The 25312-nt window shown below is 59.2% G+C and carries 27 protein-coding genes; all 27 read right to left on the bottom strand.

The genetic code is table 11. The annotated features are described in order from the left end of the window. Positions 1 to 74: 74 nt before the first annotated feature. A complete protein-coding gene (locus tag LCH65_RS05910; protein WP_003370204.1) occupies positions 75 to 476 on the bottom strand; it encodes a DUF2802 domain-containing protein in 402 nt (133 codons plus the stop codon). Next, positions 477 to 956 (bottom strand): chemotaxis protein CheW, encoded by a 480-nt coding sequence (locus LCH65_RS05905; RefSeq protein WP_003370201.1) that lies wholly within the window; start codon positions 954 to 956, stop codon positions 477 to 479. It lies immediately after the preceding gene. 57 nt (positions 957 to 1013) lie between these two features. After that, positions 1014 to 1916 (bottom strand): CheW domain-containing protein, encoded by a 903-nt coding sequence (locus LCH65_RS05900; RefSeq protein ID WP_003436127.1) that lies wholly within the window; start codon positions 1914 to 1916, stop codon positions 1014 to 1016. Between the two features lie 75 nt (positions 1917 to 1991). Further along, the gene (locus tag LCH65_RS05895) at positions 1992 to 2780 is read right to left on the bottom strand and encodes a ParA family protein (RefSeq protein ID WP_003370196.1); all 789 of its coding nucleotides are present in this window, start codon (positions 2778 to 2780) and stop codon (positions 1992 to 1994) included. A 45-nt stretch (positions 2781 to 2825) separates the two neighbouring features. Then, positions 2826 to 3713 carry a flagellar motor protein MotD gene (motD, locus tag LCH65_RS05890; protein ID WP_003370193.1) on the bottom strand — a complete coding sequence of 296 codons (888 nt, stop codon included), beginning with the start codon at positions 3711 to 3713 and terminating at the stop codon, positions 2826 to 2828. Between the two features lie 6 nt (positions 3714 to 3719). After that, positions 3720 to 4460 carry a flagellar motor protein gene (locus LCH65_RS05885; RefSeq protein ID WP_003436124.1) on the bottom strand — a complete coding sequence of 247 codons (741 nt, stop codon included), beginning with the start codon at positions 4458 to 4460 and terminating at the stop codon, positions 3720 to 3722. Further along, positions 4460 to 5620: a chemotaxis response regulator protein-glutamate methylesterase gene (locus tag LCH65_RS05880; protein WP_003436116.1), complete on the bottom strand. Its 1161-nt coding sequence runs from the start codon at positions 5618 to 5620 to the stop codon at positions 4460 to 4462. The genes LCH65_RS05885 and LCH65_RS05880 overlap by 1 nt, the downstream gene beginning before the upstream one ends. 50 nt (positions 5621 to 5670) lie before the next feature. Then, positions 5671 to 7947, bottom strand: coding sequence for a chemotaxis protein CheA (locus LCH65_RS05875; RefSeq protein WP_080479793.1), 2277 nt, complete (start codon positions 7945 to 7947; stop codon positions 5671 to 5673). A gap of 33 nt (positions 7948 to 7980) precedes the next feature. Further along, a complete protein-coding gene (locus LCH65_RS05870; protein ID WP_003370183.1) occupies positions 7981 to 8766 on the bottom strand; it encodes a protein phosphatase CheZ in 786 nt (261 codons plus the stop codon). A 19-nt stretch (positions 8767 to 8785) separates the two neighbouring features. After that, positions 8786 to 9160 carry a chemotaxis response regulator CheY gene (locus LCH65_RS05865; protein WP_161420660.1) on the bottom strand — a complete coding sequence of 125 codons (375 nt, stop codon included), beginning with the start codon at positions 9158 to 9160 and terminating at the stop codon, positions 8786 to 8788. Between the two features lie 256 nt (positions 9161 to 9416). Next, on the bottom strand, positions 9417 to 10157 hold the full coding sequence (fliA, locus tag LCH65_RS05860; RefSeq protein ID WP_002554271.1) for an RNA polymerase sigma factor FliA: 741 nt from the start codon (positions 10155 to 10157) through the stop codon (positions 9417 to 9419). Then, on the bottom strand, positions 10154 to 10987 hold the full coding sequence (gene fleN, locus LCH65_RS05855) for a flagellar synthesis regulator FleN (RefSeq protein ID WP_003412391.1): 834 nt from the start codon (positions 10985 to 10987) through the stop codon (positions 10154 to 10156). The genes fliA and fleN overlap by 4 nt, the downstream gene beginning before the upstream one ends. Positions 10988 to 11102: 115 nt before the next feature. Beyond that, on the bottom strand, positions 11103 to 12431 hold the full coding sequence (flhF, locus tag LCH65_RS05850; protein WP_003436114.1) for a flagellar biosynthesis protein FlhF: 1329 nt from the start codon (positions 12429 to 12431) through the stop codon (positions 11103 to 11105). Positions 12432 to 12442: 11 nt separating this feature from the next. Beyond that, complete coding sequence (gene flhA / locus LCH65_RS05845) at positions 12443 to 14572, bottom strand: flagellar biosynthesis protein FlhA (protein WP_003436113.1); 2130 nt, start codon at positions 14570 to 14572, stop codon at positions 12443 to 12445. Positions 14573 to 14821: 249 nt separating this feature from the next. Further along, positions 14822 to 15958 carry a flagellar biosynthesis protein FlhB gene (gene flhB / locus LCH65_RS05840; protein ID WP_003370155.1) on the bottom strand — a complete coding sequence of 379 codons (1137 nt, stop codon included), beginning with the start codon at positions 15956 to 15958 and terminating at the stop codon, positions 14822 to 14824. Further along, the gene (gene fliR, locus LCH65_RS05835) at positions 15959 to 16744 is read right to left on the bottom strand and encodes a flagellar biosynthetic protein FliR (protein WP_032609911.1); all 786 of its coding nucleotides are present in this window, start codon (positions 16742 to 16744) and stop codon (positions 15959 to 15961) included. Positions 16745 to 16750: 6 nt separating this feature from the next. Further along, positions 16751 to 17020, bottom strand: coding sequence for a flagellar biosynthetic protein FliQ (locus LCH65_RS05830; protein WP_002554277.1), 270 nt, complete (start codon positions 17018 to 17020; stop codon positions 16751 to 16753). Positions 17021 to 17045: 25 nt separating this feature from the next. Then, positions 17046 to 17798: a flagellar type III secretion system pore protein FliP gene (gene fliP, locus LCH65_RS05825; protein ID WP_003370151.1), complete on the bottom strand. Its 753-nt coding sequence runs from the start codon at positions 17796 to 17798 to the stop codon at positions 17046 to 17048. Then, positions 17798 to 18238 carry a flagellar biosynthetic protein FliO gene (gene fliO, locus LCH65_RS05820; protein ID WP_003436111.1) on the bottom strand — a complete coding sequence of 147 codons (441 nt, stop codon included), beginning with the start codon at positions 18236 to 18238 and terminating at the stop codon, positions 17798 to 17800. Before fliO ends, fliP begins: the two co-directional genes overlap by 1 nt. Beyond that, positions 18239 to 18697, bottom strand: coding sequence for a flagellar motor switch protein FliN (gene fliN / locus LCH65_RS05815; RefSeq protein WP_003370145.1), 459 nt, complete (start codon positions 18695 to 18697; stop codon positions 18239 to 18241). A 61-nt stretch (positions 18698 to 18758) separates the two neighbouring features. Then, complete coding sequence (gene fliM / locus LCH65_RS05810; RefSeq protein WP_003412410.1) at positions 18759 to 19727, bottom strand: flagellar motor switch protein FliM; 969 nt, start codon at positions 19725 to 19727, stop codon at positions 18759 to 18761. Between the two features lie 9 nt (positions 19728 to 19736). Further along, positions 19737 to 20249, bottom strand: a complete 513-nt coding sequence (fliL, locus tag LCH65_RS05805; protein WP_003370139.1) for a flagellar basal body-associated protein FliL — start codon at positions 20247 to 20249, stop codon at positions 19737 to 19739. A gap of 609 nt (positions 20250 to 20858) precedes the next feature. After that, complete coding sequence (locus LCH65_RS05800) at positions 20859 to 22262, bottom strand: flagellar hook-length control protein FliK (RefSeq protein WP_226439221.1); 1404 nt, start codon at positions 22260 to 22262, stop codon at positions 20859 to 20861. Positions 22263 to 22370: 108 nt separating this feature from the next. Continuing rightward, positions 22371 to 22727, bottom strand: coding sequence for an Hpt domain-containing protein (locus LCH65_RS05795; RefSeq protein ID WP_072366888.1), 357 nt, complete (start codon positions 22725 to 22727; stop codon positions 22371 to 22373). 34 nt (positions 22728 to 22761) lie between these two features. Next, positions 22762 to 24468: a fused response regulator/phosphatase gene (locus LCH65_RS05790; RefSeq protein ID WP_003370133.1), complete on the bottom strand. Its 1707-nt coding sequence runs from the start codon at positions 24466 to 24468 to the stop codon at positions 22762 to 22764. Next, the gene (locus tag LCH65_RS05785; protein WP_003370131.1) at positions 24428 to 24775 is read right to left on the bottom strand and encodes an STAS domain-containing protein; all 348 of its coding nucleotides are present in this window, start codon (positions 24773 to 24775) and stop codon (positions 24428 to 24430) included. Before LCH65_RS05785 ends, LCH65_RS05790 begins: the two co-directional genes overlap by 41 nt. A gap of 83 nt (positions 24776 to 24858) precedes the next feature. Beyond that, positions 24859 to 25308: a flagellar export protein FliJ gene (fliJ, locus tag LCH65_RS05780; RefSeq protein WP_002554288.1), complete on the bottom strand. Its 450-nt coding sequence runs from the start codon at positions 25306 to 25308 to the stop codon at positions 24859 to 24861. Between the last annotated feature and the right edge of the window lie 4 nt (positions 25309 to 25312).

The raw sequence follows: 25312 nt of genomic DNA, 5'->3' as shown, positions 1-25312 counted from the left end.
CGCTGTGTGACGCAGAGCGTCACGAACTGCATTACCACGCGGAGCGTGGGAGCGATAGCCATACGAACGAGAAACTAGCTCGCTGTATTACCGTGCAGTTTGGTCATCAATTGCGCTTCGGCCTGGGTCAGGCCGCAGGACTGGGTCAGCTCGTCGATGCTGGCACCCATGCCGACCAGACGGGCGGCCTGGGCGAAGGACAGCGTGGAGGGATCGCGCTGCTCCAGGGCGGTGAGCTTGTCGGGCAACGGCGCAACGACGGCACGCAGCTCATGCAACGCTTCGCCCATGCGCACCGTGCCGTTCTGGTAGTTGTCCAGACGCCTGGCCAACTCCTTGATCCGCTGATCCCGCAAGGCAGCCGCCTCGTCACGCCCGGCGTCGAGCTTGCGCTGACGCCTGGTATGGGCCAGGAACATAAACAGGGTGACAACCCAGAGAATGCCCAGGAAGACGACAGCTACCTCAAAGATCAATCAGATGTTCTCCAGCTCGGACCACTCTTCTTCGGACATCATTTTGTCCAGTTCAACCAGAATCAACAGTTCGCCGTTCTTGTTGCAAACGCCCTGAATGAACTTGGCCGATTCGTCGTTACCGACGTTAGGCGCAGTTTCAACTTCTGACTGACGCAAGTAAACCACTTCCGCCACGCTGTCGACCAGGATACCGACCACTTGCTTGTCGGCTTCGATGATCACGATACGCGTATTGTCGCTGACTTCAACCGGGGCCAGACCAAAACGCTGACGGGTATCGATCACGGTCACGACGTTACCGCGCAGGTTGATAATGCCCAGTACGTAGCTTGGCGCACCCGGCACCGGGGCGATTTCAGTGTAGCGCAGCACTTCCTGCACCTGCATTACGTTGATGCCATAGGACTCGTTGTCCAGGCGGAACGTAACCCATTGCAGAATAGGATCTTCGGAACCTTGTGCAGACGACTTATTCATAACCCCAACCCCTCACGTGTGTTCTTTGCAGGTGACGCCACTGGCACCGACCCATGATTATTTCGACTTGTTCAACTGCTTGACCGCGCCACTGGCTATCAGCTCGGCCAACTCTGCAACATCCAGCAACGCGCACATGTGCTCGATGACCGTGCCCGCCAGCCATGGACGATGACCTCGCTGCGCGCGCCATTTGATCTCGTTCGGATCAAGACGCAACGAACGACTGACCTGATGCACCGCCAGCCCCCACTCGTATCCCTGCACCGAAATCACGTACTGCAATCCCTGGCGAAAATCGTCGCGGTAGCGATCAGGCATGATCCAGCGCGCCGTATCCAACACTTTCAGGTTGCCTGCCTGACAAGGCAGGATCCCGAGAAACCAGTCCGGCTGACCGAACAGCGGCGTCAGCTCCTGCCCCGCCAGCGGATAAATCGACCCCAGGCACACCAACGGAACCGCCAGTGTCAGACCGGCCACATCGAACAACAGGCATTCGAACGGCTCGGCAGCCCATGCCGGACGACCATCACTGGTCGGCGGTGGTGTCGGTGTACGCTGGGCTGCCAGCGTGCTCAACTCGGCGACCGGTTCTACCAGCGCAACGGTTGGCACTGCCTCCTCAACCTGAGCCACTTCAACCTGCAGCGCTTCGGCAACGATCACCGGAGCGACTTCAACCACTGGCGCAGGCGCCTCAACCTTGACCGCTACAGCCACCGGAGCCGGTGCGGCAACCGCGACGGCCAGCGGCTTGATCTGCGCTTGCATCCGCGCATCAAAGGCCTGCTCTTCGAGCACAGCCGCCTGAAATTCATCGATGCTGCTGACGGGCTCTTCGAGCACTTCAGTCGCGTCGTACAACAATGCGTCCAGGTAGGACTGCAAAGCCAGTTTGGGTCGTGTTGCAACTTCTACAGGGCGGTTCATACCGGGGCCCAACAAAAAATGGAGCATGTGCAGCCTGATACAGTTATCGGCCGCATTGAGGCATCACTTGAGCAAACAATGTAGAAAGAGTAGACGTTCACGTCAGGCCACCTGCGCATTGAGCTGCTCGGCGAGCATATGCTTGAGCAATGCCCGGTAAGCGATCACACCACGACTCTTGCTGTCGTTCTGCGACGGCGTAAGCCCCAGTCGGCTGGCATCGCGCAATCGTGTATCGACCGGCACATAGGCTTGCCAGACATGCTCGGGGAAGCTGTCGCGCAGCAATTTCAAGGTGCCCAGCGATGCCTGGGTACGACGGTCGAACAATGTCGGCACGATGGTATAAGGCAGCGGCACCTTGCGCGAACGGTTGATCATGGTCAGCGTATTGACCATGCGCTCCAGACCTTTCACGGCCAGAAACTCGGTCTGCACCGGAATCGCCAACTGCTGGCTGGCCGCCAGGGCATTGACCATGAGAACGCCCAGCAGCGGCGGACTGTCGATCAACGCATAGTCAAAATCCTGCCACAACTGAGCCAGACTTTTTGCGACAACCAGGCCCAGGCCGCTCTGACCCGGTGATTGACGCTCCAGTGTGGCGAGCGCGGTGCTGGAGGGTATCAGCGAGATACGTTTATCGCTGGTAGGCAGCAGCAACTGGCCGGGAAGACCTTCCGGCACCGCGCCTTTATGCAGAAACAGATCGAAAGCACTGTGTTCCAGTTCGTCCGGGTTATGCCCGAAATAACTGGTCATGGAGCCGTGAGGGTCCAGATCGACCACGACCACGCGCTTGCCTGAATCGGCCAGCAAACCGGCCAGGGCAATGGTCGTGGTGGTCTTTCCGACTCCACCTTTCTGGTTGGCTACTGCCCAGACTCTCATTAATGTTTTTCCTTCCGTACAGCGACGACCATACCGATACGATGTTTAGGGGGCGGGTGACGGAGAATTGACGGCGTTCGCGCGTACCGGCGGCTTTGCTGGCACCGGTGCAGTTTGTGTGCCAGCACGCCTCAATGCGGCATCCGGTTGCACATTGGCCGATCCAGCGCTGGTCAGGCTGCGGCGAACATCCAGATTGCGCGAAATAACCAGCACTACACGGCGGTTCTTGGCGCGTCCGACGGTGCTGGTGTTGGGGGCGATCGGCTGAAACTCACCATAGCCCACCGAAGCGAGACGCGCCGGATTGACACCGTCCATGGCGAGCATGCGCACAATGCTGGCAGAACGTGCTGAAGACAGCTCCCAGTTGGTCGGAAATTGTGCAGTGCTGATCGGCTGGTCGTCGGTAAAGCCCTCGACATGGATCGGGTTGTCGAAGCGTTTGACGATCCCGGCGACCTTTTCGATGATGGTGAAGGCCTTGTCGCTGGGCATCGCATCGCCACTGCCGAAAAGCATGCTGGAGTTGAGTTCGATCTCGATCCACAGTTCGTTGCCGCGCACAGTCATCTGGTCGGACTTGATCAGGTCACCGAACGCATCGCGCACGTCCTGGGCAATGGTCTGCAACGGGTCATCGGACGCCTGACCTATGCCTGCGTCAGTCTGCTCGCTGTCCTTGACCAGCGGCTCGGCGGGCTTGACTGAAACCGGGCGCTGCTCACCGATGGGGATCGGCTTCATGGTGCGTTCGGTGTCATTGAACACGCCGACCAATGCCTGGGACAGAATCTTGTACTTGCCTTCGTTGACCGAGGAAATCGAGTACATGACCACGAAAAACGCGAACAGCAAGGTAATGAAGTCGGCATACGACACCAGCCAGCGTTCGTGATTTTCATGTTCTTCGACCTGACGACGGCGAGCCATGCGCTGTTACTCCATGAAGCCTTGCAGCTTGAGTTCGATGGAGCGCGGGTTCTCACCCTCGGCGATGGACAACAGACCTTCAAGCAACATTTCGCGATAGCGCGCCTGACGGTGGGCGATGGCCTTGAGCTTGTTCGCCACTGGCAGGAGGATCAGGTTGGCCATGGCCACACCATAGATCGTGGCAACGAAGGCGACGGCGATACCGCTGCCCAGTTGACTGGGGTCAGCCAGGTTGCCCATGACATGAATCAGGCCCATGACGGCGCCGATGATACCCACGGTCGGCGCGTAGCCGCCCATGCTTTCGAATACTTTCGCAGCCTGGATATCGCGGGTTTCCTGGGTGATGAAATCCACTTCAAGAATGCTGCGAATCGCTGCAGGCTCGGCACCGTCGACCAACAGTTGCAACCCTTTGCGGGCATAACCGTCGGGCTCGGAATCGGCTACGGTTTCAAGACCCAGCAAGCCCTCTTTGCGGGCGGTCATGCTCCAGCCGATGACCCGGTCAACCCCACCGGGCAGATCGATACGCGGCGGGAAAATGATCCAGTGGATGATTTTCATGGCACGCATGAACGCACTCATCGGCGACTGCAACAGCGAAGCACCGAGCGTACCGCCCAGCACGATCAGAGCTGCCGGGCCATTGAGCAAGGCACCGAGGTGCCCGCCTTCGAGAAAATTACCACCAATGATTGCGACAAACGCCAGAATCAGACCGATAAGGCTCAGTACATCCATCAGAGACAGGCCTCTACCAGGTGCCGACCGATGTCGTCGAGGCTGTAGATCGCATCCGCGAGTTCGGCCTTGACGATGGCCATCGGCATGCCATAAATCACGCAGCTCGCTTCATCCTGCGCCCACACGGTACTGCCGGCCTGCTTGAGCAGTCGCGCGCCCTCGCGGCCGTCGGCACCCATACCAGTCAGGACCACCGAGAGCACCTTGTCGCCGTAGGACTTGGCAGCCGAGCCAAAGGTGATGTCGACGCACGGCTTGTAATTGAGGCGTTCGTCGCCCGGCAGAATCTTCACCGTACCGCGCCCGTCAACCATCATCTGCTTGCCACCCGGCGCCAGCAGCGCCAGGCCAGGACGCAGCACGTCGCCGTCTTCCGCTTCCTTGACGCTGATCTTGCAGAGCTTGTCGAGACGTTCGGCAAATGCCTTGGTAAACGCCGCAGGCATATGCTGAATCAGCACCAGTGGTGCCGGAAAATTGGCTGGCAATTGAGTCAGCACCCGTTGCAGCGCGACCGGACCGCCGGTTGAGGTGCCGATGGCCACCAGTTTGTAGGCCTTACGCTTGGCTGTGCCTGAAGTAGTCGGGTGCGCCGGCGCATGAGTGGCCGGGGCAGCCGGAGCCGCAGCAGGTGTCGCCGTGCGTGACGGCACCGTCCTGGCAGGTGCAGGGGCTGGCGCAGACGCGCGGCTGGACAACGTCGAAGGAGCCGGTGCGGCCGGAGCTGCACTGGCTGAACCGAAGCCGCTGGAACGGCGGTTGCTGCGTGAAATGCTGTTGATTTTCTCGCACAGCAGTTGCTTTACCTTCTGCGGATTGCGCGAGATATCTTCGAAATTCTTGGGCAGGAAATCCACCGCACCGGCGTCAAGAGCATCCAGCGTCACGCGCGCACCTTCGTGCGTCAGCGACGAGAACATCAATACCGGGGTGGGGATACGCTGCATGATGTGGCGAACTGCCGTAATGCCATCCATCATCGGCATTTCGTAGTCCATGGTGATGACATCCGGCTTGAGTGCCAGCGCCTGCTCAATCGCTTCCTTGCCGTTGGTGGCGGTGCCGACAACTACAATGTTGGGGTCCGAAGAAAGAATTTCCGTAACGCGGCGGCGGAAAAAACCGGAATCATCCACCACCAGGACCTTGACTGCCATAAACACTCCAATAGGTGTCGCAGGCAGCCAGGCTGCCCGCAACCCCGGGTTCAGATACGCCGTGCGGCGTAACGCTTGAGCATGCTCGGTACATCGAGAATCAGGGCAATGCGACCGTCACCGGTGATGGTGGCGCCCGACATGCCCGGCGTACCTTGCAGCATCTTGCCCAGCGGTTTGATGACCACTTCTTCCTGACCGACCAGCTGATCGACGACAAAACCGATGCGCTGAGTGCCGACCGTCAGGATCACTACGTGCCCTTCGTGCTGTTCCTCATGAGCCGCAGAACTGACCAGCCAGCGCTTGAGGTAGAACAGCGGCAAGGCCTTGTCACGTACGATCACCACTTCCTGGCCATCAACCACGTTGGTAGTCGACAGGTTCAGGTGGAAGATTTCGTTGACGTTGACCAGCGGGAAAGCGAAGGCCTGGTTGCCCAGCATCACCATCAGGGTCGGCATGATCGCCAGGGTCAACGGCACCTTGATGACGATCTTCGAACCCTGGCCCTTGGTCGAATAGATATTAATCGAGCCATTGAGCTGGGAGATCTTGGTCTTGACCACGTCCATGCCCACACCGCGACCCGACACATCGGAAATCTCGGTCTTGGTCGAGAAGCCCGGCGCGAAGATCAGGTTGTAGCAATCGGTGTCACTCAACCGATCGGCTGCATCCTTGTCCATGACGCCGCGTTTCACAGCAATGGAGCGCAGGACGTTAGGGTCCATGCCCTTACCGTCATCGGAGATCGACAGCAGGATATGGTCGCCTTCCTGCTCCGCCGAAAGGATCACACGACCGCCGCGGGACTTGCCCGTGGCTTCGCGCTCTTCCGGCGTTTCGATACCGTGGTCGACAGCGTTGCGCACCAAGTGGACCAGCGGATCGGCGAGCGCCTCTACGAGGTTCTTGTCGAGGTCGGTCTCTTCACCGACCAGCTCCAGGTTGATCTCTTTCTTGAGCTGGCGAGCCAGGTCGCGAACCAGACGCGGGAAGCGACCGAAGACTTTCTTGATCGGCTGCATGCGGGTTTTCATCACCGCAGTCTGCAGATCGGCGGTGACCACATCCAGGTTGGAAACCGCCTTGGACATGGCTTCATCGCCGCTGTTGAGACCCAGGCGTACCAGGCGGTTACGCACCAGCACCAGCTCGCCGACCATGTTCATGATCTCGTCCAGTCGGGCGGTATCGACACGAACCGTGGTTTCGGCTTCTGTCGCCACCGGCTTTTCGCCGCTGGGTGCAGGAGCGCGCGCAGGGGCTGGCGCCGAAGCAGGTTTGGCCGGCTCTGCTTTCGCAGCAGGCGCCGGAGCAGGCTTGGCAGCAGGTGGCGGCGGTGGCGGAGCAGCCGCTGCGGCTGCCGGAGCAGATGCCTTGGCAACAATCGCCTCAGGCTCGAACTTGCCCTTGCCGTGCAATTCGTCGAGCAGGTTTTCAAATTCGTGATCGGTGATTTCGTCCGACGCGGCCGCAGCAGCGGGCGCCTTGGCAGCAACGGCTACGGGTGCAGCAGCTGCTGGCGTCGCTACCGCGGCGTCAAACGAACCTTTGCCGTGCAGTTGATCGAGCAACGCTTCGAATTCGTCGTCGGTGATTTCGTCACCGGCAGGCGCTGCACTGCCCTGCGCCACAGGTGCAGGGGCCGGAGCGGTTGCAGCATCGGCCGCAAACTTGCCCTTGCCATGCAACTGATCAAGCAGGGATTCAAATTCCTGATCGGTGATTTCGTCACCCGCCGGCGCGGCCGCTGCTGCTGGCGCCTGTGCAGGCGCTGCAGACACCGGGCTGGAGCCGTGCAGCGAATCGAGCAGTTGCTCGAATTCATCATCGGTAATCTCGTCGCCAGGCGCTGGCTCTGCAACCGCAGCAGCCTGGACTTCGACCACCGGCTCGGGCTCTGGCTCGGGAGCCGCGGCCTCGTCGGCGGATTGTGGCTCGGCCAGACGCGACAGCGCGGCCAGCAGTTCTGGCGTCGCCGGAGTTACGTCAGTCCGTTCACGTACCTGACCGAACATGCTGTTGACGGTGTCCAGTGCTTCCAGGACCACGTCCATCAGTTCGGAATCAACGCGACGCTCACCCTTGCGCAGGATGTCGAACACGTTTTCGGCGATGTGGCAGCACTCCACCAGCTCATGGAGCTGGAGGAAGCCGGCGCCCCCTTTTACAGTGTGAAAACCGCGAAAAATTGCATTGAGCAGATCAGCATCATCCGGTCGGCTTTCCAGCTCGACCAATTGCTCTGACAACTGCTCCAGAATTTCGCCGGCCTCTACCAGAAAATCCTGAAGGATTTCTTCATCGGCGCCGAAGCTCATGGGGTGCTCCCTAAAATTAACCGTCTACAGATCTTAGAAGCCGAGGCTCGATAGCAGATCGTCTACATCATCCTGTCCGGATACGACGTCTTCACGTTTATCGGCATGAATCTGCGGACCTTCACCCTGAGTGAGATGTTTTTTAGGATCTTTTTCATCGAGGATGGATTGTTCGTCATGTTCGATGCCTGCGAAGCGATCGACATGACTGGCCATGAGCACCAGTTTGAGCAGATTGCTCTCGACTTCGGTCACCAGTTGCGTCACACGCTTGATGACCTGACCGGTAAGGTCCTGGTAATCCTGGGCGAGCAGAATGTCGTTGAGATGCGCGGAAACCTGATGGGTTTCCTTCTCGGTACGCGTCAGAAAACCATCGACCCGCTTGGCCAGCTCGCGGAACTCTTCGGCACCGATTTCGCGGCGCATGAAACGTCCCCAGTCATCGCTCAACGCCTTGGCGTCGGAACTCAGGCCGTTCATGACCGGCGTACTCTCTTCCACCAGGTCCATGGTGCGGTTGGCCGCATTCTCGGTCAGCCTCACCACATACGACAGGCGTTCGGTAGCATCCGTGATCTGCGACACTTCCTCGGCTTGAGGCATGTGCGGATCGATGTGAAAGTTTACGATTGCACTGTGCAGCTCACGAGTCAGCTTGCCCACTTCCTGATAAAGGCCGCGGTCGCGTGTCTGGTTGAGTTCGTGGATCAGTTGCACAGCGTCACCGAAACGACCCTTTTCAAGGCTGGTGACAAGTTCCTGCGCGTGTCTTTTTAAGGTCGACTCAAAGTCGGCCATCGAATCATTGTTATCCATAGCGCCCTCGCGGCTTGCATCAGCTATTGACGCGTTCAAAGATCTTGTCGATCTTGTCTTTCAGGGCTTGGGCAGTGAATGGCTTGACTACATAACCGTTCACCCCAGCCTGGGCAGCTTCAATGATCTGCTCACGCTTGGCTTCGGCAGTGACCATCAGCACGGGAAGGCTCTTGAGGCGTTCGTCCTTGCGGACTTCGCGCAGCAGATCGATACCGGACATGCCAGGCATGTTCCAGTCCGTCACCAGAAAGTCAAAGGCACCGCTCTGCAGCATCGGCAATGCGGTCAGACCATCGTCCGCTTCCGATGTGTTGGTAAACCCCAGATCACGCAAAAGGTTCTTGATGATCCGCCGCATCGTTGAGAAGTCATCAACGATGAGGATTTTCATGTTCTTGTCCAATTCGACCTCCAAGCAGTCTTTAACGCATTCAGCACCTGAACACGCTGTTCACTCAATACTGGCACAGCACACCCCCGGCTGTACGAAACGACGACGGGCTTGGCACAACAACAGGCAAGGACCTGAGAAACAAGCCCATCGAGGCAATACCTGACAGGCTTCTGACGGGTCCACCCCGTTACCACGTAACGCTCTGCACAGCCGGCTTGCAGTCAACGCGCGGCCATAGACCGCACATTGCCTGTCAACGCGCTCGCCACTCCCCCAAACGCCCTCGCAAACGAGCTGCGCACTGGCTGTGTAACTGACTGACCCGCGATTCGCTGACCCCGAGAACCTCTCCGATTTCCTTGAGGTTCAGCTCTTCGTCGTAGTACAGCGCCAACACCAGACGCTCGCGCTCTGGCAGATTGGCAATTGCATCGGCCAACGCAGCCTGGAAGCGCTCGTCTTCCAGGTCGCGCGACGGCTCAAGCGATCCGCTTGCGCCATCCTCGTGCAGCCCTTCATGATCGCCGTCCTGCAGCAGGTCGTCGAAACTGAAGAGGCGGCTGCCCAAGGTGTCATTCAAAATCCCGTAGTAATCATCGAGACTCAACTGGAGTTCGGCCGCAACCTCGTGATCTTTAGCGTCACGGCCGGTTTTAGCTTCAATTGCCCGAATTGCGTCACTGACCATACGCGTATTACGGTGTACCGAGCGTGGCGCCCAGTCCCCCTTGCGCACCTCATCGAGCATCGCACCCCGGATGCGAATGCCGGCATAGGTCTCGAAACTCGCACCCTTGGTGGAATCATACTTGGTGGAGACTTCAAGCAGGCCGATCATGCCGGCCTGGATCAGATCCTCGACCTGCACACTGGCCGGCAAGCGCGCCAGCAGATGATAAGCGATACGCTTGACCAGTGGCGCATAGCGCTCGATCAACTCGTATTGTGAATTACGGGAAGCCTTGCTGTACATCTGGTAGCCGCTCGCAGTCATTGCACAGGCCCTGCACTGGTCTGGTGAACGAGTCGCTCAACGAAGAACTCGAGATGACCCCGCGGGTTGGCTGGCAACGGCCAGGTATCAACCTTCTGGGCAATGGCCTTGAAGGCCAGTGCACATTTGGAACGCGGGAATGCTTCGTAGACGGCGCGCTGTTTCTGTACCGCCTTGCGTACGCACTCGTCGTACGGAACGGCACCTACATACTGCAGCGCAACATCGAGAAAACGATCCGTCACTTTGGTCAGCTTGGCGAACAGGTTGCGCCCTTCCTGCGGGCTCTGTGCCATGTTGGCCAGCACCCGGAAGCGGTTCATGCCGTAATCGCGGTTAAGCAGTTTGATCAGGGCGTAGGCATCGGTGATCGACGTGGGCTCGTCGCACACCACCAGCAGCACTTCCTGAGCGGCGCGCACGAAGCTGACCACCGACTCGCCTATACCGGCAGCCGTGTCGATCACCAGCACATCGAGGTTGTCACCAATCTCGCTGAACGCCTGGATCAGGCCGGCATGCTGGGCGGGCGACAGATGCACCATGCTCTGGGTGCCGGAAGCAGCGGGTACGATTCGAACCCCGCCCGGCCCCTGCAACAGCACGTCGCGTAACTCACAACGCCCCTCGATGACATCGGCAAGCGTGCGCTTGGGCGTCAACCCGAGCAGCACGTCGACATTGGCCAGACCCAGATCGGCGTCCAGCAGCATGACGCGACGGCCAAGCTCGGCAAGGGCCAGTGAAAGGTTCACTGACACGTTAGTCTTACCGACGCCACCTTTGCCACCGGTCACCGCGATAACCTGTACGGGATGCATGCTGCCCATGTTATTTCTTTACCTTGTCTTGCGTAGACCGAAACCACATCGAGGGCTGCACGTTCGCGTATGAACACTGCATGGCAGACCGTTGACGCAGGGACATTCCAATAATATCCATCACTTAACCCACTCTCTTGCCAGGGGTGTGATAGAGGTCAGCAAACATATCAGCCATTGCTTCCTCGCTAGGCTCATCCTGCATCTGCACACTCACCGCGCGGCTTACCAGCTGATGACGACGCGGAATATGCAGGTCATCAGGAATGCGTGGTCCGTCCGTGAGATAGGCCACAGGTAATTCGTGACTGATCGCCAGGCTCAGGACTTCACCGAGGCTGGCTGTTTCATCAAGCTTGGTCAGAATGCATCCGGCCAGGCCACAACGCTTGTAACTGTGATACGCGGCTGTCAGCACCTGCTTCTGGCTGGTGGTTGCCAGCACCAGATAGTTGCGCGACTTGATGCCGCGACCCGCGAGGCTTTCCAGCTGCATGCGCAGCGCAGGATCACTGGCCTGCAGCCCGGCGGTGTCAATCAGCACTACGCGCTTGCGCAGCAGCGGTTCCAGCGCCTGAACCAGGGACTGGCCAGGATCGACATGGGTGACCGGCACGTTGAGGATGCGCCCAAGGGTCTTGAGCTGCTCCTGCGCGCCGATACGGAAACTGTCCATGCTGACCAGTGCGATATTCTGCGGGCCGTACTTCAACACGTAACGTGCTGCCAGTTTGGCCAGGGTGGTGGTCTTGCCCATGCCGGCAGGACCGACCATTGCAATCACGCCGCCCTCTTCGAGCGGCTCGACTTCCGGCACGGCGATCATGCGTGCCAGATGAGCCAGCAGCATGCGCCAGGCCTGACGAGGCTCGTCGATCTCCGGGATCATCGACAGCAGATCGCGTGACAGCGGGCCGGACAAGCCGACACGTTGCAGGCGACGCCACAGATTGGCCTGCTGCGGACGACTGCCCTGCAACTGGTTCCAGGCCAGCGAGCCGAGCTGGACTTCCAGCAGCTCGCGCAGGCCGTTCAATTCGGAGCGCATCGAGTCATAGGCGCGCTGGCCAACGGCAGGCTCGGCGGCCTGTGGCGGTGCGTACGCGAATGGGCGCGGCGGCTCTTCGAGCGTCGGTTCGATGTGCGTATCGGCAGGGTTGACCGGCTTGCCGGAAAACAGCTGCAGGTTGACCGATGCGTCGCTGTCGCTGCGGTTGTTCAATTCGGCCTGGGCGGAGACGATGCGCGACTGAGTCTTGCGCAGCTCGTCTTCCAGCTCCATGTTCGGCACACGCGGTGCCAGGGCGGACAGCTTGTAATCCAGAGCAGCAGTCAGCTCTACGCCACCAGCAATGCGCCGGTTACCGATGATGGCCGCTTCAGCGCCCAGCTCATCGCGAACCAGCTTCATGGCTTGACGCATATCGGCGGCGAAAAATCGCTTAACTTGCATGACTCACTACCTCAGCCGTTTGGCCCGACAGTCGCTACGATGGTTACTTGCTTGTTGTCCGGAATTTCCTGATACGCCAGAACATGCATGTTCGGTACAGCCAATCGTCCAAATCGTGACAGCATCGCCCGGACAGGCCCTGCTACCAGAAGAATTACCGGCAACCCTTGCATCTCCTGACGCTGGGCGGCCTCAATCAACGAACGCTGGAGCTTCTCAGCCATGCTTGGCTCAAGAAGAACGCCTTCTTCCTGACCCTGACCAGCCTTCTGCAAACTATTGAGCAATATCTGTTCCAACCTTGGTTCCAAAGTGATAACAGGCAGCTCCGGCTCAACGCCTACAATGCTTTGGACGATTGCGCGGCTCAGACCCACTCGAACTGCGGCCACCAAAGCGGCGGTATCTTGACTCTTCCCGGCGTTGTTGGCGATAGCCTCTGCAATGCTGCGAATGTCCCGCACAGGTACGTGTTCAGCCAGCAGCGCCTGCAGCACATTGAGCAGCGAAGACAGCGACAGCACGCCAGGCACCAGCTCTTCAGCCAGCTTGGGCGAGCTTTTGGCCAGCAACTGCATCAATTGCTGGACTTCCTCGTGGCCGATCAGCTCATGCGAATGCTTGTAGAGAATCTGGTTCAAGTGGGTTGCCACTACAGTACTGGCATCGACGACGGTGTACCCCAGCGACTGCGCCTGACTGCGCTGGCTGATTTCGATCCACACGGCTTCCAGACCAAACGCCGGGTCTCTGGCGGTAATGCCGTTCAGGGTGCCGAACACTTGACCGGGGTTGATCGCCAGTTCGCGATCCGGGTAGATCTCGGCCTCGGCCAGAATCACGCCCATCAGCGTCAGACGATAGGCACTGGGCGCCAGATCGAGGTTGTCGCGAATGTGCACGGTGGGCATCAGGAAGCCGAGCTCTTGCGAGAGCTTCTTGCGCACGCCCTTGATACGCGCCAGCAGCTGACCGCCCTGGTTGCGATCCACCAGCGGAATCAGGCGGTAGCCCACTTCCAGGCCGATGATATCGATGGGCGTCACGTCATCCCAACCCAGTTCCTTGGCGTCCTGAACGCGGGTCGGCGAAGGCAGCAGGTCCTGTTGACGCTGCACTTCGGCCAGCGCCTCGACTTTCACCTGATTTTCTTTCTTCCAGAGCAGATACGCGCCGCCTGCAGCCACCAGGCCGAGGCTGATGAAGGAGAAGTGCGGCATGCCCGGCACCAGCCCCATCACGATCATGACCGCAGCGGAAACCGCCAGCGCCTTGGGCGAAGCGAACATCTGACGATTGATGAGCTTGCCCATCTCTTCCGAACCGGAAGCACGGGTCACCATGATCGCGGCGGCGGTGGACAGCAGCAGTGATGGCAATTGCGCCACCAAACCGTCACCGATGGTCAGCAGGGTGTAAACGCGGCCTGCGTCGGCGAAGGTCATGTTGTGTTGCAGGATACCGACCAGCATGCCGCCAATCAGGTTGATGAACAGAATCAGCAGACCGGCGATCGCATCGCCGCGCACGAATTTACTGGCACCGTCCATGGAACCGTAGAACTCGGCTTCCTGGGCGACTTCGGCACGGCGGCGCTTGGCTTCCGGCTGATCGATGAGGCCGGCGTTGAGGTCGGCATCGATCGCCATCTGTTTGCCGGGCATCGCGTCGAGGGTGAAGCGCGCGCTCACCTCGGAAATACGGCCGGCACCCTTGGTGATTACCACGAAGTTAATGATCATCAGAATCGCGAACACCACGATACCAACGACATAGTTACCACCGATCACCACTTCACCGAAGGCCTGAATCACCTTGCCCGCAGCGGCGTGGCCGTCCTGCCCGTGAAGCATGACCACCCGAGTGGAAGCGACGTTCAGCGCCAGACGCAGCAACGTGGCGACAAGCAGAATGGTCGGAAATACCGAGAAGTCCAGCGGCCGCAGGGCGTACACACACACCAGCAGCACGACGATGGACAGTGCGATGTTGAACGTGAAGAACACGTCCAGCAGGAATGGCGGCATAGGCAACATCATCATTGCCATCATGACCAGCAACAACAACGGAACGCCCAACTGACCACGGCCCAGGCCTGTGATATTGCTGCGTGCGCTACTGAGTAATTGAGAGCGATCCACTGATTCGTTACCTGCGCACTAGATCAAAACATTGACGCCGATGGCGCCCTGTATCGACCCTGTTGCAAAAAGCTGTCCAACTTTTACAAAGCCAGTGGCGGTAAGGCTTTAGACACAGAAATCACGTAAATCCAGTGCGCTGAGCGCAGTCAGAAAAATCTTCTCGTTTGCCTGTGCAAGAGCGGACGCGGAGCGTCTGAAACCAGGGCCTTTCAGATTGATGCCCGAACGTCGCGAGAGGGGACCGGACTACGCGTCGCGCTGCAGGTCGGGAGGGATTTTGATGTCGCCCAGAGGGTCGGGGCGCTTGCCCTGGCCGGCGCGGAACTGGCGGATCTGATAGACGTAGGCCAGCACCTGGGCGACGGCCAGATACAGGCCGGCGGGAATTTCCTGATCGAGCTCGGTGCTGTAGTAAATGGAACGCGCCAGTGCCGCAGATTCCAGAATCAGGATCTCGTTATGCGCGCCGATTTCGCGAATTTTCAGCGCCACCAGATCAGTACCCTTGGCCAGCAACATCGGTGCCCCGCCCTGCTCGGGATCGTATTTGAGGGCGACGGCGAAGTGTGTCGGGTTGGTAATGATCACGTCAGCCTCAGGGACGGAGGCCATCATGCGTCGCTGGGACATTTCACGCTGCAACTGGCGAATACGTTGCTTGACCTCTGGGCTGCCCTCGCTGTTCTTGTGCTCGTCGCGCACCTCCTGCTTGGTCATCAGCAGCTTCTTGTGCGCCTCATACAACACGAACGGCACGTCCGCCGCCGCGATGAATATCAGGCCACACGCCATCCAGAAACTGCTCCAGCCCACCACCATCAGGCTGTGAATCATGGCCTGCTCAAGCGGCTCGTGGGCAATCGCGACCAGGTCCTTGCGCTCATTGTTCAGGACCACCAGCGCAACCGCCAGAGTGATCAGGAATTTGCCGAAAGACTTGAGCAATTCGACCAGCGCATGCGGCGAAAACATGCGTTTGAGCCCTGCTGCCGGATTCATGCGGCTGAACTTGGGCATCAATGATTTGGTGGCGAACAGCCAGCCGCCGAGCATGATCGGCCCCACCAGTGCGGCAACCAGCATGGCGATCAGAAACGGCAGGACCACGATCAGCGCGTGCATCCCGGAACTGAGCAGCGCCTTGCCCATGTAGGACTGATCCATCAGGGTTTCGCGGGATATCGTGAAGTTGTCACGCATCAGCTCGGACATCATCAGGGCGATATCGGAGCCGAACATCAACAGCCCGCCCGCCCCCATCAGCATCACCACCAGCGTGGTCAGCTCCTTGGAGCGAGCGATCTGGCCGTCAGCCCGTGAGTCCTTGACCTTTTTTTCCGTGGGGTCTTCTGTCTTGTCCTGGCCATTCTCGTTTTCTGCCATTCAACGAGCCCTCACCATGTCGCGCAACGCCTGCAAGGCCTGCGTAGCGATCGGTTGATACTGATTGAGAATGTCGCCCATGGTCATCCACAGAATGACCATGCCCAACACCAGCGTGAGCGGGAAACCGATGGAAAAGATGTTGAGTTGCGGCGCGGCACGGGTCATGACGCCAAAAGCGATGTTGATGATCAGCAGCGCGGTAATCGCAGGCAACACCAGCCGCAGACCCGAAGCCAGTACCCAGCCCAACCCGTTGGCCAGCTCCCAGAAGTTATTGACCAGCAAACCACTGCCGACCGGCATCGTGGTAAAGCTCTCGACGAGGATTTCCAGCACCACCAGATGACCGTTCATGGCCAGGAACAACAGGGTGACCAGCATCGTGAAGAACTGGCCAATGGTGGCGGAGGAGACACCGTTGGTAGGGTCGACCATCGAAGCAAAGCCCATCCCCATCTGCGTGGAGATGATCTGGCCCGCGACCACAAAGATATGAAAGAACAACTGCAGCGACAGGCCCATCCCGGCGCCGATGATGATCTGTTCGCCGATCAGCAATAGCGCGCTCAGGTCGAGCGCCTGCACGGGCGGCATGGCTGGCAGCGCAGGCGCGACCACCACGGTGATCGCCACGGCGAGGTACATGCGCACCCGACGCGGGACCAGCGTGGTGCCGATGATCGGCATGGTCATCAGCAACGCGATGATGCGAAACAGCGGCAACATGAAGCTGGCTACCCAAGTACTGATCTGGGTATCGGTCAGCGCGAGCATCGGCTGCATGCGATGCTAGCCGATCAGAGTCGGAATACTGGTGTACAACGACAGCATGTATTCCATGAATATTTTCAACAGCCACGGGCCGATGACGATGAGGGTGACGAGCATCACCAGCAGGCGCGGCAGGAAGCTCAGGGTCTGTTCGTTGATCTGCGTGGCCGCCTGAAACATTGCCACCAGCAGACCGCACAACAGGCTTGGCACAACAAGAATCGCAACCAGCACAGTGGTCAGCCACAGGGCCTCGCGGAACAGATCGACGGCTACTTCCGGCGTCATCGGGCAGACTCCTCAGTGAAACGGCTCATACGCCACCAAAACTGCCGGCCAGGGTGCCGACAATCAGCGCCCAGCCGTCCACCAGCACAAACAGCATGATCTTGAACGGCAGAGAAATGATCAGCGGCGACAGCATCATCATACCCATCGCCATCAGCACACTGGCCACCACCAGATCGATGATCAGAAACGGAATGAAGATCATGAAGCCGATCTGAAACGCTGTCTTGAGCTCCGAAATCACGAACGCCGGAACCAGAATGGTCAACGGCGCGGCATCCGGGGTCGGGATGTCGGTGCGCTTGGACAGGCGCATGAACAGCTCGAGGTCGCTGGTGCGCGTCTGGGCCAGCATGAAGTCCTTGATCGGCACTTGCGCCTTGGCCACCGCATCCTGCGCCGAAAGCTTCTCGGCCAGATAAGGCTGCAAGGCATCCTGATTCACCCGGTCGAATACCGGCGCCATGATGAACATGGTCAGAAACAACGCCATGCCGGTGAGGATCTGGTTCGACGGCGTCTGTTGCAAGCCGAGGGCCTGACGCAGAATCGAGAAGACGATGATGATCCGCGTGAAGCTGGTCATCAACATGACGAACGCCGGAATGAAGCTCAGCGCGGTCATGATCAGCAGAATCTGCAGACTGACCGAATACTCCTGCTGACCATCGGCACCATTGGACAGCGTGATCGCCTGGATCGACAGCGGATCGGCCGCCAGCGCAGCGGGCGTCACCATCACCAGCAACAGCAGTATCAGGAAACGCAAGGCGCCCATTACTTCTTGTCCTTATCCTTGCCCATCAGCTCCATCAGGCGCTGAGCGAATTCAGGGGTAGCCTGCTCGCGCACCGGCACCTGCACGGGCTCCTTGAGCACATGCAAAGGCGTGATTCGCCCGGGCGTAATGCCCAGCAGCACTTGTTCATTGCCGATCTGCACCAGCACCAGCCGATCACGCGGCCCCAGCGCGCGCGAGCTCACCAGCTCGATCACCTGATTGCTGTTCGGCCCGACGCGCTGCACCCGGCGCATCAGCCACGCGAGTACGAAAATCAGGCCAATCACCAGGATCAGACCGAACAGCAGTTGCACCACCTGCCCGCCCATACCGCCGGAGACCGTATTGGCCACTTGCGCAGGCGCCGCCTGAACGGCGGGTTCGGCGGCCCAGGCCAGCGATGGCAGGGTCAGCAGAACACTCAGCCAGCGCCTCACTTAGCGCAGCTTCTTGATGCGTTCGCTCGGGCTGATCACGTCGGTCAGACGGATGCCGAACTTTTCATTGACCACCACCACCTCGCCATGCGCGATCAGTGTGCCGTTGACCAGCACATCAAGGGGTTCGCCTGCCAGACGATCCAGTTCGATCACCGAGCCCTGGTTGAGCTGCAGCAGGTTGCGGATGTTGATGTCGGTACTACCCACTTCCATGGAGATCGACACCGGAATGTCGAGAATCACATCCAGGTTGGGACCATCCAGAGAAACCGGACCGGTGCTTTTCGGCACGCTGCCAAACTCTTCCATCGCCATCCGGCTACCCGAATTTCCGGCATCCGCAGCCAGCAGCGCATCGATATCAGCCTGGCTGTCGCCAGCTTCGCCCAATGCAGCAGCCCACTCATCCGCCAATGCCTGATCTTCAGCAGACATCGTATCGTTTTCATCAGCCATCGGTTGTCCTCTGCACGCAGTATTTCAGTTACGCAACAATTTCCGACGTTGACCAGACTGGTCAGCGTCGCGCTATGGGTTCGATTACTTGCAGGGCCATCTTGCCCTTGTGCGAGCCAAGCTTGACCTTGAACGAAGGTACGCCATTGGCACGCAAGACCAGCGAATCGCCCAGTTCCACAGGGATCACATCACCAGGGCGCATGTGCAGGATGTCCCGCAATGGCAACTGGCGCTGGGCGATGGTCGTGGTGAGCGGAACGTTGACGTCCAGCACGTCTTCCTTGAGCGCGTTGACCCAGCGCTCGTCCTGGTCGTCCAGATCAGACTGGAAACCGGCATCGAGCATTTCGCGGATCGGCTCGATCATCGAGTACGGCATGGTCACGTGCAGATCGCCGCCACCGCCATCGAGTTCGATGTGGAAGGTGGAGATCACTACAGCCTCGCTCGGCCCGACGATGTTGGCCATGGCCGGGTTCACTTCCGAGTTGATGTACTCGAAATTGACTTCCATGATCGCCTGCCAGGCCTCCTTGAGGTCGACAAACGCCTGATCCAGCACCATGCGCACGACACGCAGTTCGGTTGGCGTGAATTCTCGGCCTTCGATCTTGGCGTGACGCCCGTCACCGCCGAAAAAGTTATCCACCAACTTGAACACCAGCTTGGCGTCGAGAATGAACAGCGCGGTGCCACGCAGCGGCTTGATCTTGGCCAGATTGAGGCTGGTCGGCACGTACAGGGAATGCACGTACTCACCGAACTTCATGACCTGAACACCGCCCACCGCCACGTCCGCCGAGCGGCGCAGCAGGTTGAACATGCTGATACGTGTGTAGCGGGCGAAGCGCTCGTTGATCATTTCCAGCGTCGGCATGCGTCCGCGGACAATCCGGTCCTGGCTGGTCAGGTCGTAACTTTTGACACTGCCAGGTTCGCTGTTGTTGTCAGTCTGGACCATCCCATCGTCGACGCCATGCAGCAGCGCATCGATCTCGTCCTGGGAGAGCAGGTCTTGCACGGCCATGTGAGAGTCCTACTGCAATACGAAGTTAGTGAAGAGCAGCTGTTCGATCACAGTCTTGCCGAGTTCTTTCTGCGCGACTTCCTGAATGCTGGCGGTCGCTTTCTGACGCAGCATTTCCTGGCCGATCGGCGAAGCCAGCGATTCGAAGGGAATGGCTGCAAACAGCATGACCAGATTGTTGCGGATCAATGGCATGTGGACCTTCAGCGCTTCCATGTCGGCGGCGTTACGGCCCAGCATGGTGATGCTCACCTGCATATAGCGTTGGCGGCCATTGGCGTTGAAGTTGACCACAAAGGCCGGGGTCATCGGTTCGAACACCGCCACTGGCTTGACGTTGGCTGCCGCTGCGGCCGCCGCTGGATCTTCCTTGCTTTCGCTCTTGTGCATGAGGAACCAGGTCGCGCCCACCGACAAGCCTACGGCCAGCAGCAGCGCCACGACGGCGATGATAATGAGCTTGAGTTTGCCTTTACCTTTGCCTGTGGTCGCGGGGTCTTTAACTTCTTCGCTCTGCGCCATGCCAATAATCCGTCACTATTCAAGAGGTTCTTCAATACGTGACAGAGGCAGAGCAAGTGTTATGCCAGAGTTGTACGAGGCGGAGATGTATTGGACACAAACGGTTACGCGCCTGGGCGCGGAGGGATCGTGATTCTTGTTAAAGCACTTTAGGGCAGTTTGGCTAAAGGCACAGTTCGGGAGCTAATGACTACCGTTCCTCACGCTCCGCGTGGGAATGCAGTTCATGACGTCGTGTCGCGGCTGCCACGAATATCGTCCCCACGCTCCGCGCGGGAATGCAGTTCATGACGTCGTGTCGCGACTGCCACGACTATCGTCCCCACGCTCCGCGTGGGAATGCAGTTCGTGACGCTCCGCGTCACATAATGGTTTTTCGTTCTCAGGTGGATTGAGGTTCGACTCAAGTCACCTTTTCGCCCCTCGGCGACCTGCTTTGATGGGGCCAAAGTAGGCAAAACCCGCAACTCCGTTTCCGGCCCGACTTCGCCCTGTCACTTACGTCGCAATCTGGGTCGTCTGTGCCATCGCGTTAAAAAAGCATTTCTGCGCCATCAAGTTCATGCAATGCATGACATCGCGTCGCGGCTGCCATGCAACTCAAGAGCCTCACGCGTAATAATCGATCTCACTGGTGCCGATCACACGTGCCGCTGGCTGGCTGACCGGAATGGCTGCATCGACGCCTGCGATTTCATCGGAGGTATCGCTGGAACTCATGCCACCGCCACGACCGCTGCGCTGGGCACGGCTGGCCTGCTCCTGAGCCTGTTGCTGGGCCTGCTGTTGCGACTGGTCGGAAACATTGACGTCGACGTTGCCAAGCCCCTGCTGCACGAACGACTCACGCAACTTCGACATCTGGCTTTCCAGTGCATCACGTACACCCATATGGGCGCTCATGAAGGTCACCTGGGTCTGCTGCTCAGGCGCCATGTTGATACGAATATCGAGACGACCGAGTTCGGCAGGTTCCAGCTTGATATCGGCGGTCTTGAGATTCTGGCTCGACAGGTACATGACGCGGTCGACGATGCCTTCGGTCCAGCCGCTTTGATGCATGGCCAACGGCTGGTTCATCAAGGTCGCGGCAGGTGCTGCCGCTGCGCGTGCCGGTTGCGCGGCCTGACTGAGCGCAGCGAGGCGATCGGCAAAGTTGTCGACGCGCGTGTCGCCGGCGGCGCCTTTGACATCCTTCAGACCCTCACCGATCAAACCGCTGAACGACTTGTCACTGCTTTCAGTGCTGCTGCCTTCGGAGGGAAGTTGCTCGCTCAGGACCGACAGGTTATTGACGATATTCTGATTGGGGTCAGCTTCAGCGTTGCTCGGCGTCGCCTTGTTGGCAGCCTGGGCGTTCTGCGCAGCCAGTTGAGTCTTGGCAGTGGCGTTTTCCAGCGCCAACTGCACGGCATCCAGACCGTCCAGCGGATCGGCGTCGGGATTGAAGGCGTCTTCGGCCACGACTGGCGGTGCCGCCTGAGCGGTGGTGAGCGCCGAGACCACTGGTGCGGTGACAACTTCCGCACTTGGTGGCGCCTTGGCTACAGGCGCCGCGGGAGCCTGTGCGGCCATTGCCTGCAATGCCGGGTCAAGGGCCGGATCGACGACCGCCTGGCCCTCAGTCAGCGCCGGATCGGCAGAGGCCTGCGCATCGTCCTGCTTCGAGCCGGAATGCGCCGCGTCATCATCCGCACTTGCCGACTTGGCTGGCAAATCATTGCCGCTATCGGCAACGCTCGACTTGTCGGCGGCATTCGTCTGATCGCTTGCAGGCTTGTCCTTGCCAGCGGCAACCTTGTCCTTGTCAGGCGCGGTCTTGTCGCGAGCTGGTTTTACGGGCGCATCGTCACGCGCAGGGACGGTGTCTTTCGCCTGCTTTGCATAGACATTGGAAAAGCTGGAGGCCCCGTCCTTGCTGCTGTCAGCAGACTTGACCGCGTTGTTGGCCACACCGGACCTGGCGGTCACAGAGGTTGTGGCCTGAAGAAGCGCATTGGTAGCAAGGGGCATTTCGGTCTCCGCATCAGCTGCTGGTTATCGCCTTACCAGAGTAGTTAGCAATATGCGGGCCAATTTTTAAATGATCTCCATAACGGGAATCGAGGGAGACTTCAGGGCTCAGCTGACGAACAGCTGCCGCTCGGAATTGAACAACCCGCGAATCGTCATGTATTCGCTGTCGATCGTGCCAATCAATTCTGCCAGACCTGCGAACTGCTGCTGGCGGGCTTGCTCCTCGAGCTGGCGACATAGCTCGGAAAGCTGCAAGGCGCCCATGTTGCTGCTGCTGCCCTTGAAACTGTGAGCGTTAAGGCTCAGTTCCTGGAAATCAGGATTGCGCGACCCGACAGCCAGACGCAACTGCGCGATACGCTGCTCGGAATCCCTGAGAAAAACATCCAGCAAGGTTGGATATTCGTCCTCCATGACCTCCTGCAAGGCAGTCAAAACGCTGTAATCCAGATGAATCGACACTTGTTCACTCCTTGATCAAGACTCCAGGCGGGGATTATGCCACTCCCTCCCAGCAAAATTCCACGCAGGCGGTCCTGCCATCCCTGGACCACCTGGCCTCGCGACTCAATTCACAGACCAGATGCAGCCCGCGACCATACAGTTCATTGCTGGCAGGCGTCAGCGTCCGGGTCTTTTCCACATCGAAACCCTGGCCGCTGTCCTCGACACTGAGGGTCAGCCGACCGCCCTGCTCGACCGCTTCGACCTGCAGGCTCACCCGGATGAAGCCTGACTGCAGCCTGTCGAGACGCTCTGCCCGCTGCTGATAATAGAGCGCGAACCCCGTTGCATCGTGCTTGAGCGCCGAATCCAACCCTAGCACACCGTGCTCCAGCGCATTGCTGTACAGCTCGCCGAGCACCATGTGCAGTGCGGCACCCTGATCACGCAGGCCATGTACCTCCAGCAGCAATTGCAGGACATAAGGCAGAGGGTTGAAACGCTTGAGCGTCGAGGCACGAAACTCGAAACTGGCCGACCAGTCCAGCGGGCTGGAGGCGCCGCTGTCCGAATACATCATGACAGGCAAATTTTCCAGCGGCGCCTCGACAGCGCTGACCTCCAGCAGGCTGACATCGTCACGCGCCTTGCCGCCAAACTCGTTGAGCGCCACGAGGATCTCCTCGATCAGCAAGTGCGGCTCGCGATTGGCAGACAGAACCTGTCGCAGACGTTGCGCGCCGAACAGCTCTTCCTGACTGTTACTGGTATCAAGCACGCCGTCGGACAGCAGAAATATGCGGTCACCCGGCGCCAACGGATACACGTCGGTGCGCGCGTCGAAGGCATCGACGCTCAATACGCCCAATGGCAGATGATTCGAGGCCAGCGGCACATGCTCGCCCTGCGCGCCGCGCAACAGGTAGCCGTCGGGCAGGCCACCGCTCCAGACCTCGACCTGCCGCTGCGGCAGATTGATACACAGCAGCGTCGCACAACAAAACATATCGACCGGGAGGATGCGTTTGAGCTTGGCGTTCATTTCACGGAGGATTTCAACCAGGCCATAGCCCTTGGCCGTCATGCCGTAGAACACTTCTGCAAGTGGCATCGCACCCACCGCAGCCGGCAAGCCATGTCCGGTGAAATCCCCGAGCAGCACCTGCATGTGCCCGGCGGGTGTGTAGGCGGCCAGCATCAGGTCGCCGTTGAACAGTGCGTAGGGGGACTGCAGGTAGCGGATATTGCTCGCCCCCAGGCAACCGGCGTGGGCGATCTGATCGAACACCGCCTTGGCGACACGCTGCTCATTGAGCAGATACTCATGGTGCCTTGCGATCTGGTCACGCTGCTGGCGGACAGTTTCGTGCAATACCCGCAGACGGTTCATGGCGTTGAGCTTGGCGGCCAGTACCAGCGGGTTGTAAGGCTTGGACATGAAATCGTCGCCACCGGCGTCCAGGCAACGTGCAAGCGCTTCGCCTTCGGTGAGCGAGGTGAGGAAGATGATCGGCACCAGCGATTCGCCGGTCAATGCCTTGATCCTTCGCGCCGCTTCGAAGCCATCCATGACCGGCATCATGGCGTCCATCAGAATCAACTGCGGGCTTTCAGCCTTGAAGATGGCGACCGCTTCGACACCATTGGCAGCGCTAAGAACCCGGTGCCCCTGCCGCGCTACGATAGTTGAAAGCAGAAGCCGGTCACTGGCGCTGTCGTCAGCGATCAGAATGCACAGTTTTTTCAGGGCTGGTTGCACTGGGTATGCTCAATTCGAACAGCTTCGAGAAATTGGAAATGGCCAGAATCTTCAGCACATCGGGCGTGCAGTTGACCAGGCGCACCAATGCCTTGTCACCCCCGGCGTGATCGCGCAGCAGTAACAGCATCCCCAGCGCAGAGCTGTCCAGGTAATGAGTACCGCGCAGGTCGACCACGTAATTCAGCGACTGCGGATAGTCCTCATAGGCAGCGCGAAACGCCTGATGGGAATTGAAATCGAAGCGTCCTTCGATAAAAAGGGTCAGCGTCTGGCCATCGGCAGAACGTTCGGAAGTGACAGTCATGGGAACCTCGAGGTGTTTCATCACCGAGACATTGATAGCGTAGACCAGCCAGAGAGATCACTGCGGTCTGATTGAGTCAAACGTCAGAATTGTTCATGGCGCGGCAGGCGCTGCGATAACTCGTCGAGCAGTTTCTGCTCGCGCTTATCCTCCAGCCTGCGCGCCTCGTCCATGTAGCGCTGCACCAGCTTGCGCAAGCCCTCTACCCGCGCGTAGCAATCCTGCCAGGCGCTGCGCGCCCGATCCAGATTGGCTTTGTGCCATTCGAGACTTTTGTATTGCTGGGCAACGGCGACATCGAGCTGACTGAGAAAGCGCTGATAACCCAGCAGCCATTGCCCGGAAACCCCGGCACTGCCGCGCTGCAACCATTGCTGCTGATAATCCTGGCGAAACTGGTCAAGCTCCTGCAGCTTGTTGTTGGCAAGATTGACCTGCCCCTGGAAGTGCCCAAGGCGCTGGGCGGCGGTTCGCTCGGCAGCTTCTGCCATCTCGACCACTGGCGCCAGACGCGCCGCTCGACTCTGGGCCATGGAT

The sequence above is a fragment of the Pseudomonas sp. MWU16-30316 genome (assembly GCF_020515645.1).
In the GTDB taxonomy this organism is placed as follows: domain Bacteria; phylum Pseudomonadota; class Gammaproteobacteria; order Pseudomonadales; family Pseudomonadaceae; genus Aquipseudomonas; species Aquipseudomonas cerasi.
Note: the sequence above shows the minus strand (reverse complement) of the source record. Positions and strands in the feature narration are given on the sequence as shown.

Excerpts from the sequence above, each read along its gene's own strand:
- LCH65_RS05895 (WP_003370196.1), bottom strand. The coding sequence starts at position 2,780 with ATGAGAGTCTGGGCAGTAGCCAACCAGAAAGGTGGAGTCGGAAAGACC.
- LCH65_RS05885 (WP_003436124.1), bottom strand. The coding sequence starts at position 4,460 with ATGGATGTACTGAGCCTTATCGGTCTGATTCTGGCGTTTGTCGCAATC.
- motD (WP_003370193.1), bottom strand. The coding sequence starts at position 3,713 with ATGGCTCGCCGTCGTCAGGTCGAAGAACATGAAAATCACGAACGCTGG.
- LCH65_RS05880 (WP_003436116.1), bottom strand. The coding sequence starts at position 5,620 with ATGGCAGTCAAGGTCCTGGTGGTGGATGATTCCGGTTTTTTCCGCCGC.
- fliL (WP_003370139.1), bottom strand. The coding sequence starts at position 20,249 with ATGGCGCAGAGCGAAGAAGTTAAAGACCCCGCGACCACAGGCAAAGGT.
- LCH65_RS05905 (WP_003370201.1), bottom strand. The coding sequence starts at position 956 with ATGAATAAGTCGTCTGCACAAGGTTCCGAAGATCCTATTCTGCAATGG.
- LCH65_RS05865 (WP_161420660.1), bottom strand. The coding sequence starts at position 9,160 with ATGAAAATCCTCATCGTTGATGACTTCTCAACGATGCGGCGGATCATC.
- fliA (WP_002554271.1), bottom strand. The coding sequence starts at position 10,157 with ATGACTGCGAGCGGCTACCAGATGTACAGCAAGGCTTCCCGTAATTCA.
- LCH65_RS05870 (WP_003370183.1), bottom strand. The coding sequence starts at position 8,766 with ATGGATAACAATGATTCGATGGCCGACTTTGAGTCGACCTTAAAAAGA.
- fliR (WP_032609911.1), bottom strand. The coding sequence starts at position 16,744 with ATGCAGCCGATGCTCGCGCTGACCGATACCCAGATCAGTACTTGGGTA.
- flhF (WP_003436114.1), bottom strand. The coding sequence starts at position 12,431 with ATGCAAGTTAAGCGATTTTTCGCCGCCGATATGCGTCAAGCCATGAAG.
- flhB (WP_003370155.1), bottom strand. The coding sequence starts at position 15,958 with ATGGCAGAAAACGAGAATGGCCAGGACAAGACAGAAGACCCCACGGAA.
- fleN (WP_003412391.1), bottom strand. The coding sequence starts at position 10,987 with ATGGGCAGCATGCATCCCGTACAGGTTATCGCGGTGACCGGTGGCAAA.
- LCH65_RS05900 (WP_003436127.1), bottom strand. The coding sequence starts at position 1,916 with ATGCTCCATTTTTTGTTGGGCCCCGGTATGAACCGCCCTGTAGAAGTT.
- LCH65_RS05800 (WP_226439221.1), bottom strand. The coding sequence starts at position 22,262 with ATGCCCCTTGCTACCAATGCGCTTCTTCAGGCCACAACCTCTGTGACC.
- LCH65_RS05785 (WP_003370131.1), bottom strand. The coding sequence starts at position 24,775 with ATGACTGTCACTTCCGAACGTTCTGCCGATGGCCAGACGCTGACCCTT.
- fliJ (WP_002554288.1), bottom strand. The coding sequence starts at position 25,308 with ATGGCCCAGAGTCGAGCGGCGCGTCTGGCGCCAGTGGTCGAGATGGCA.
- fliM (WP_003412410.1), bottom strand. The coding sequence starts at position 19,727 with ATGGCCGTGCAAGACCTGCTCTCCCAGGACGAGATCGATGCGCTGCTG.
- fliN (WP_003370145.1), bottom strand. The coding sequence starts at position 18,697 with ATGGCTGATGAAAACGATACGATGTCTGCTGAAGATCAGGCATTGGCG.
- fliP (WP_003370151.1), bottom strand. The coding sequence starts at position 17,798 with ATGGGCGCCTTGCGTTTCCTGATACTGCTGTTGCTGGTGATGGTGACG.
- LCH65_RS05875 (WP_080479793.1), bottom strand. The coding sequence starts at position 7,947 with ATGAGCTTCGGCGCCGATGAAGAAATCCTTCAGGATTTTCTGGTAGAG.
- LCH65_RS05830 (WP_002554277.1), bottom strand. The coding sequence starts at position 17,020 with ATGACGCCGGAAGTAGCCGTCGATCTGTTCCGCGAGGCCCTGTGGCTG.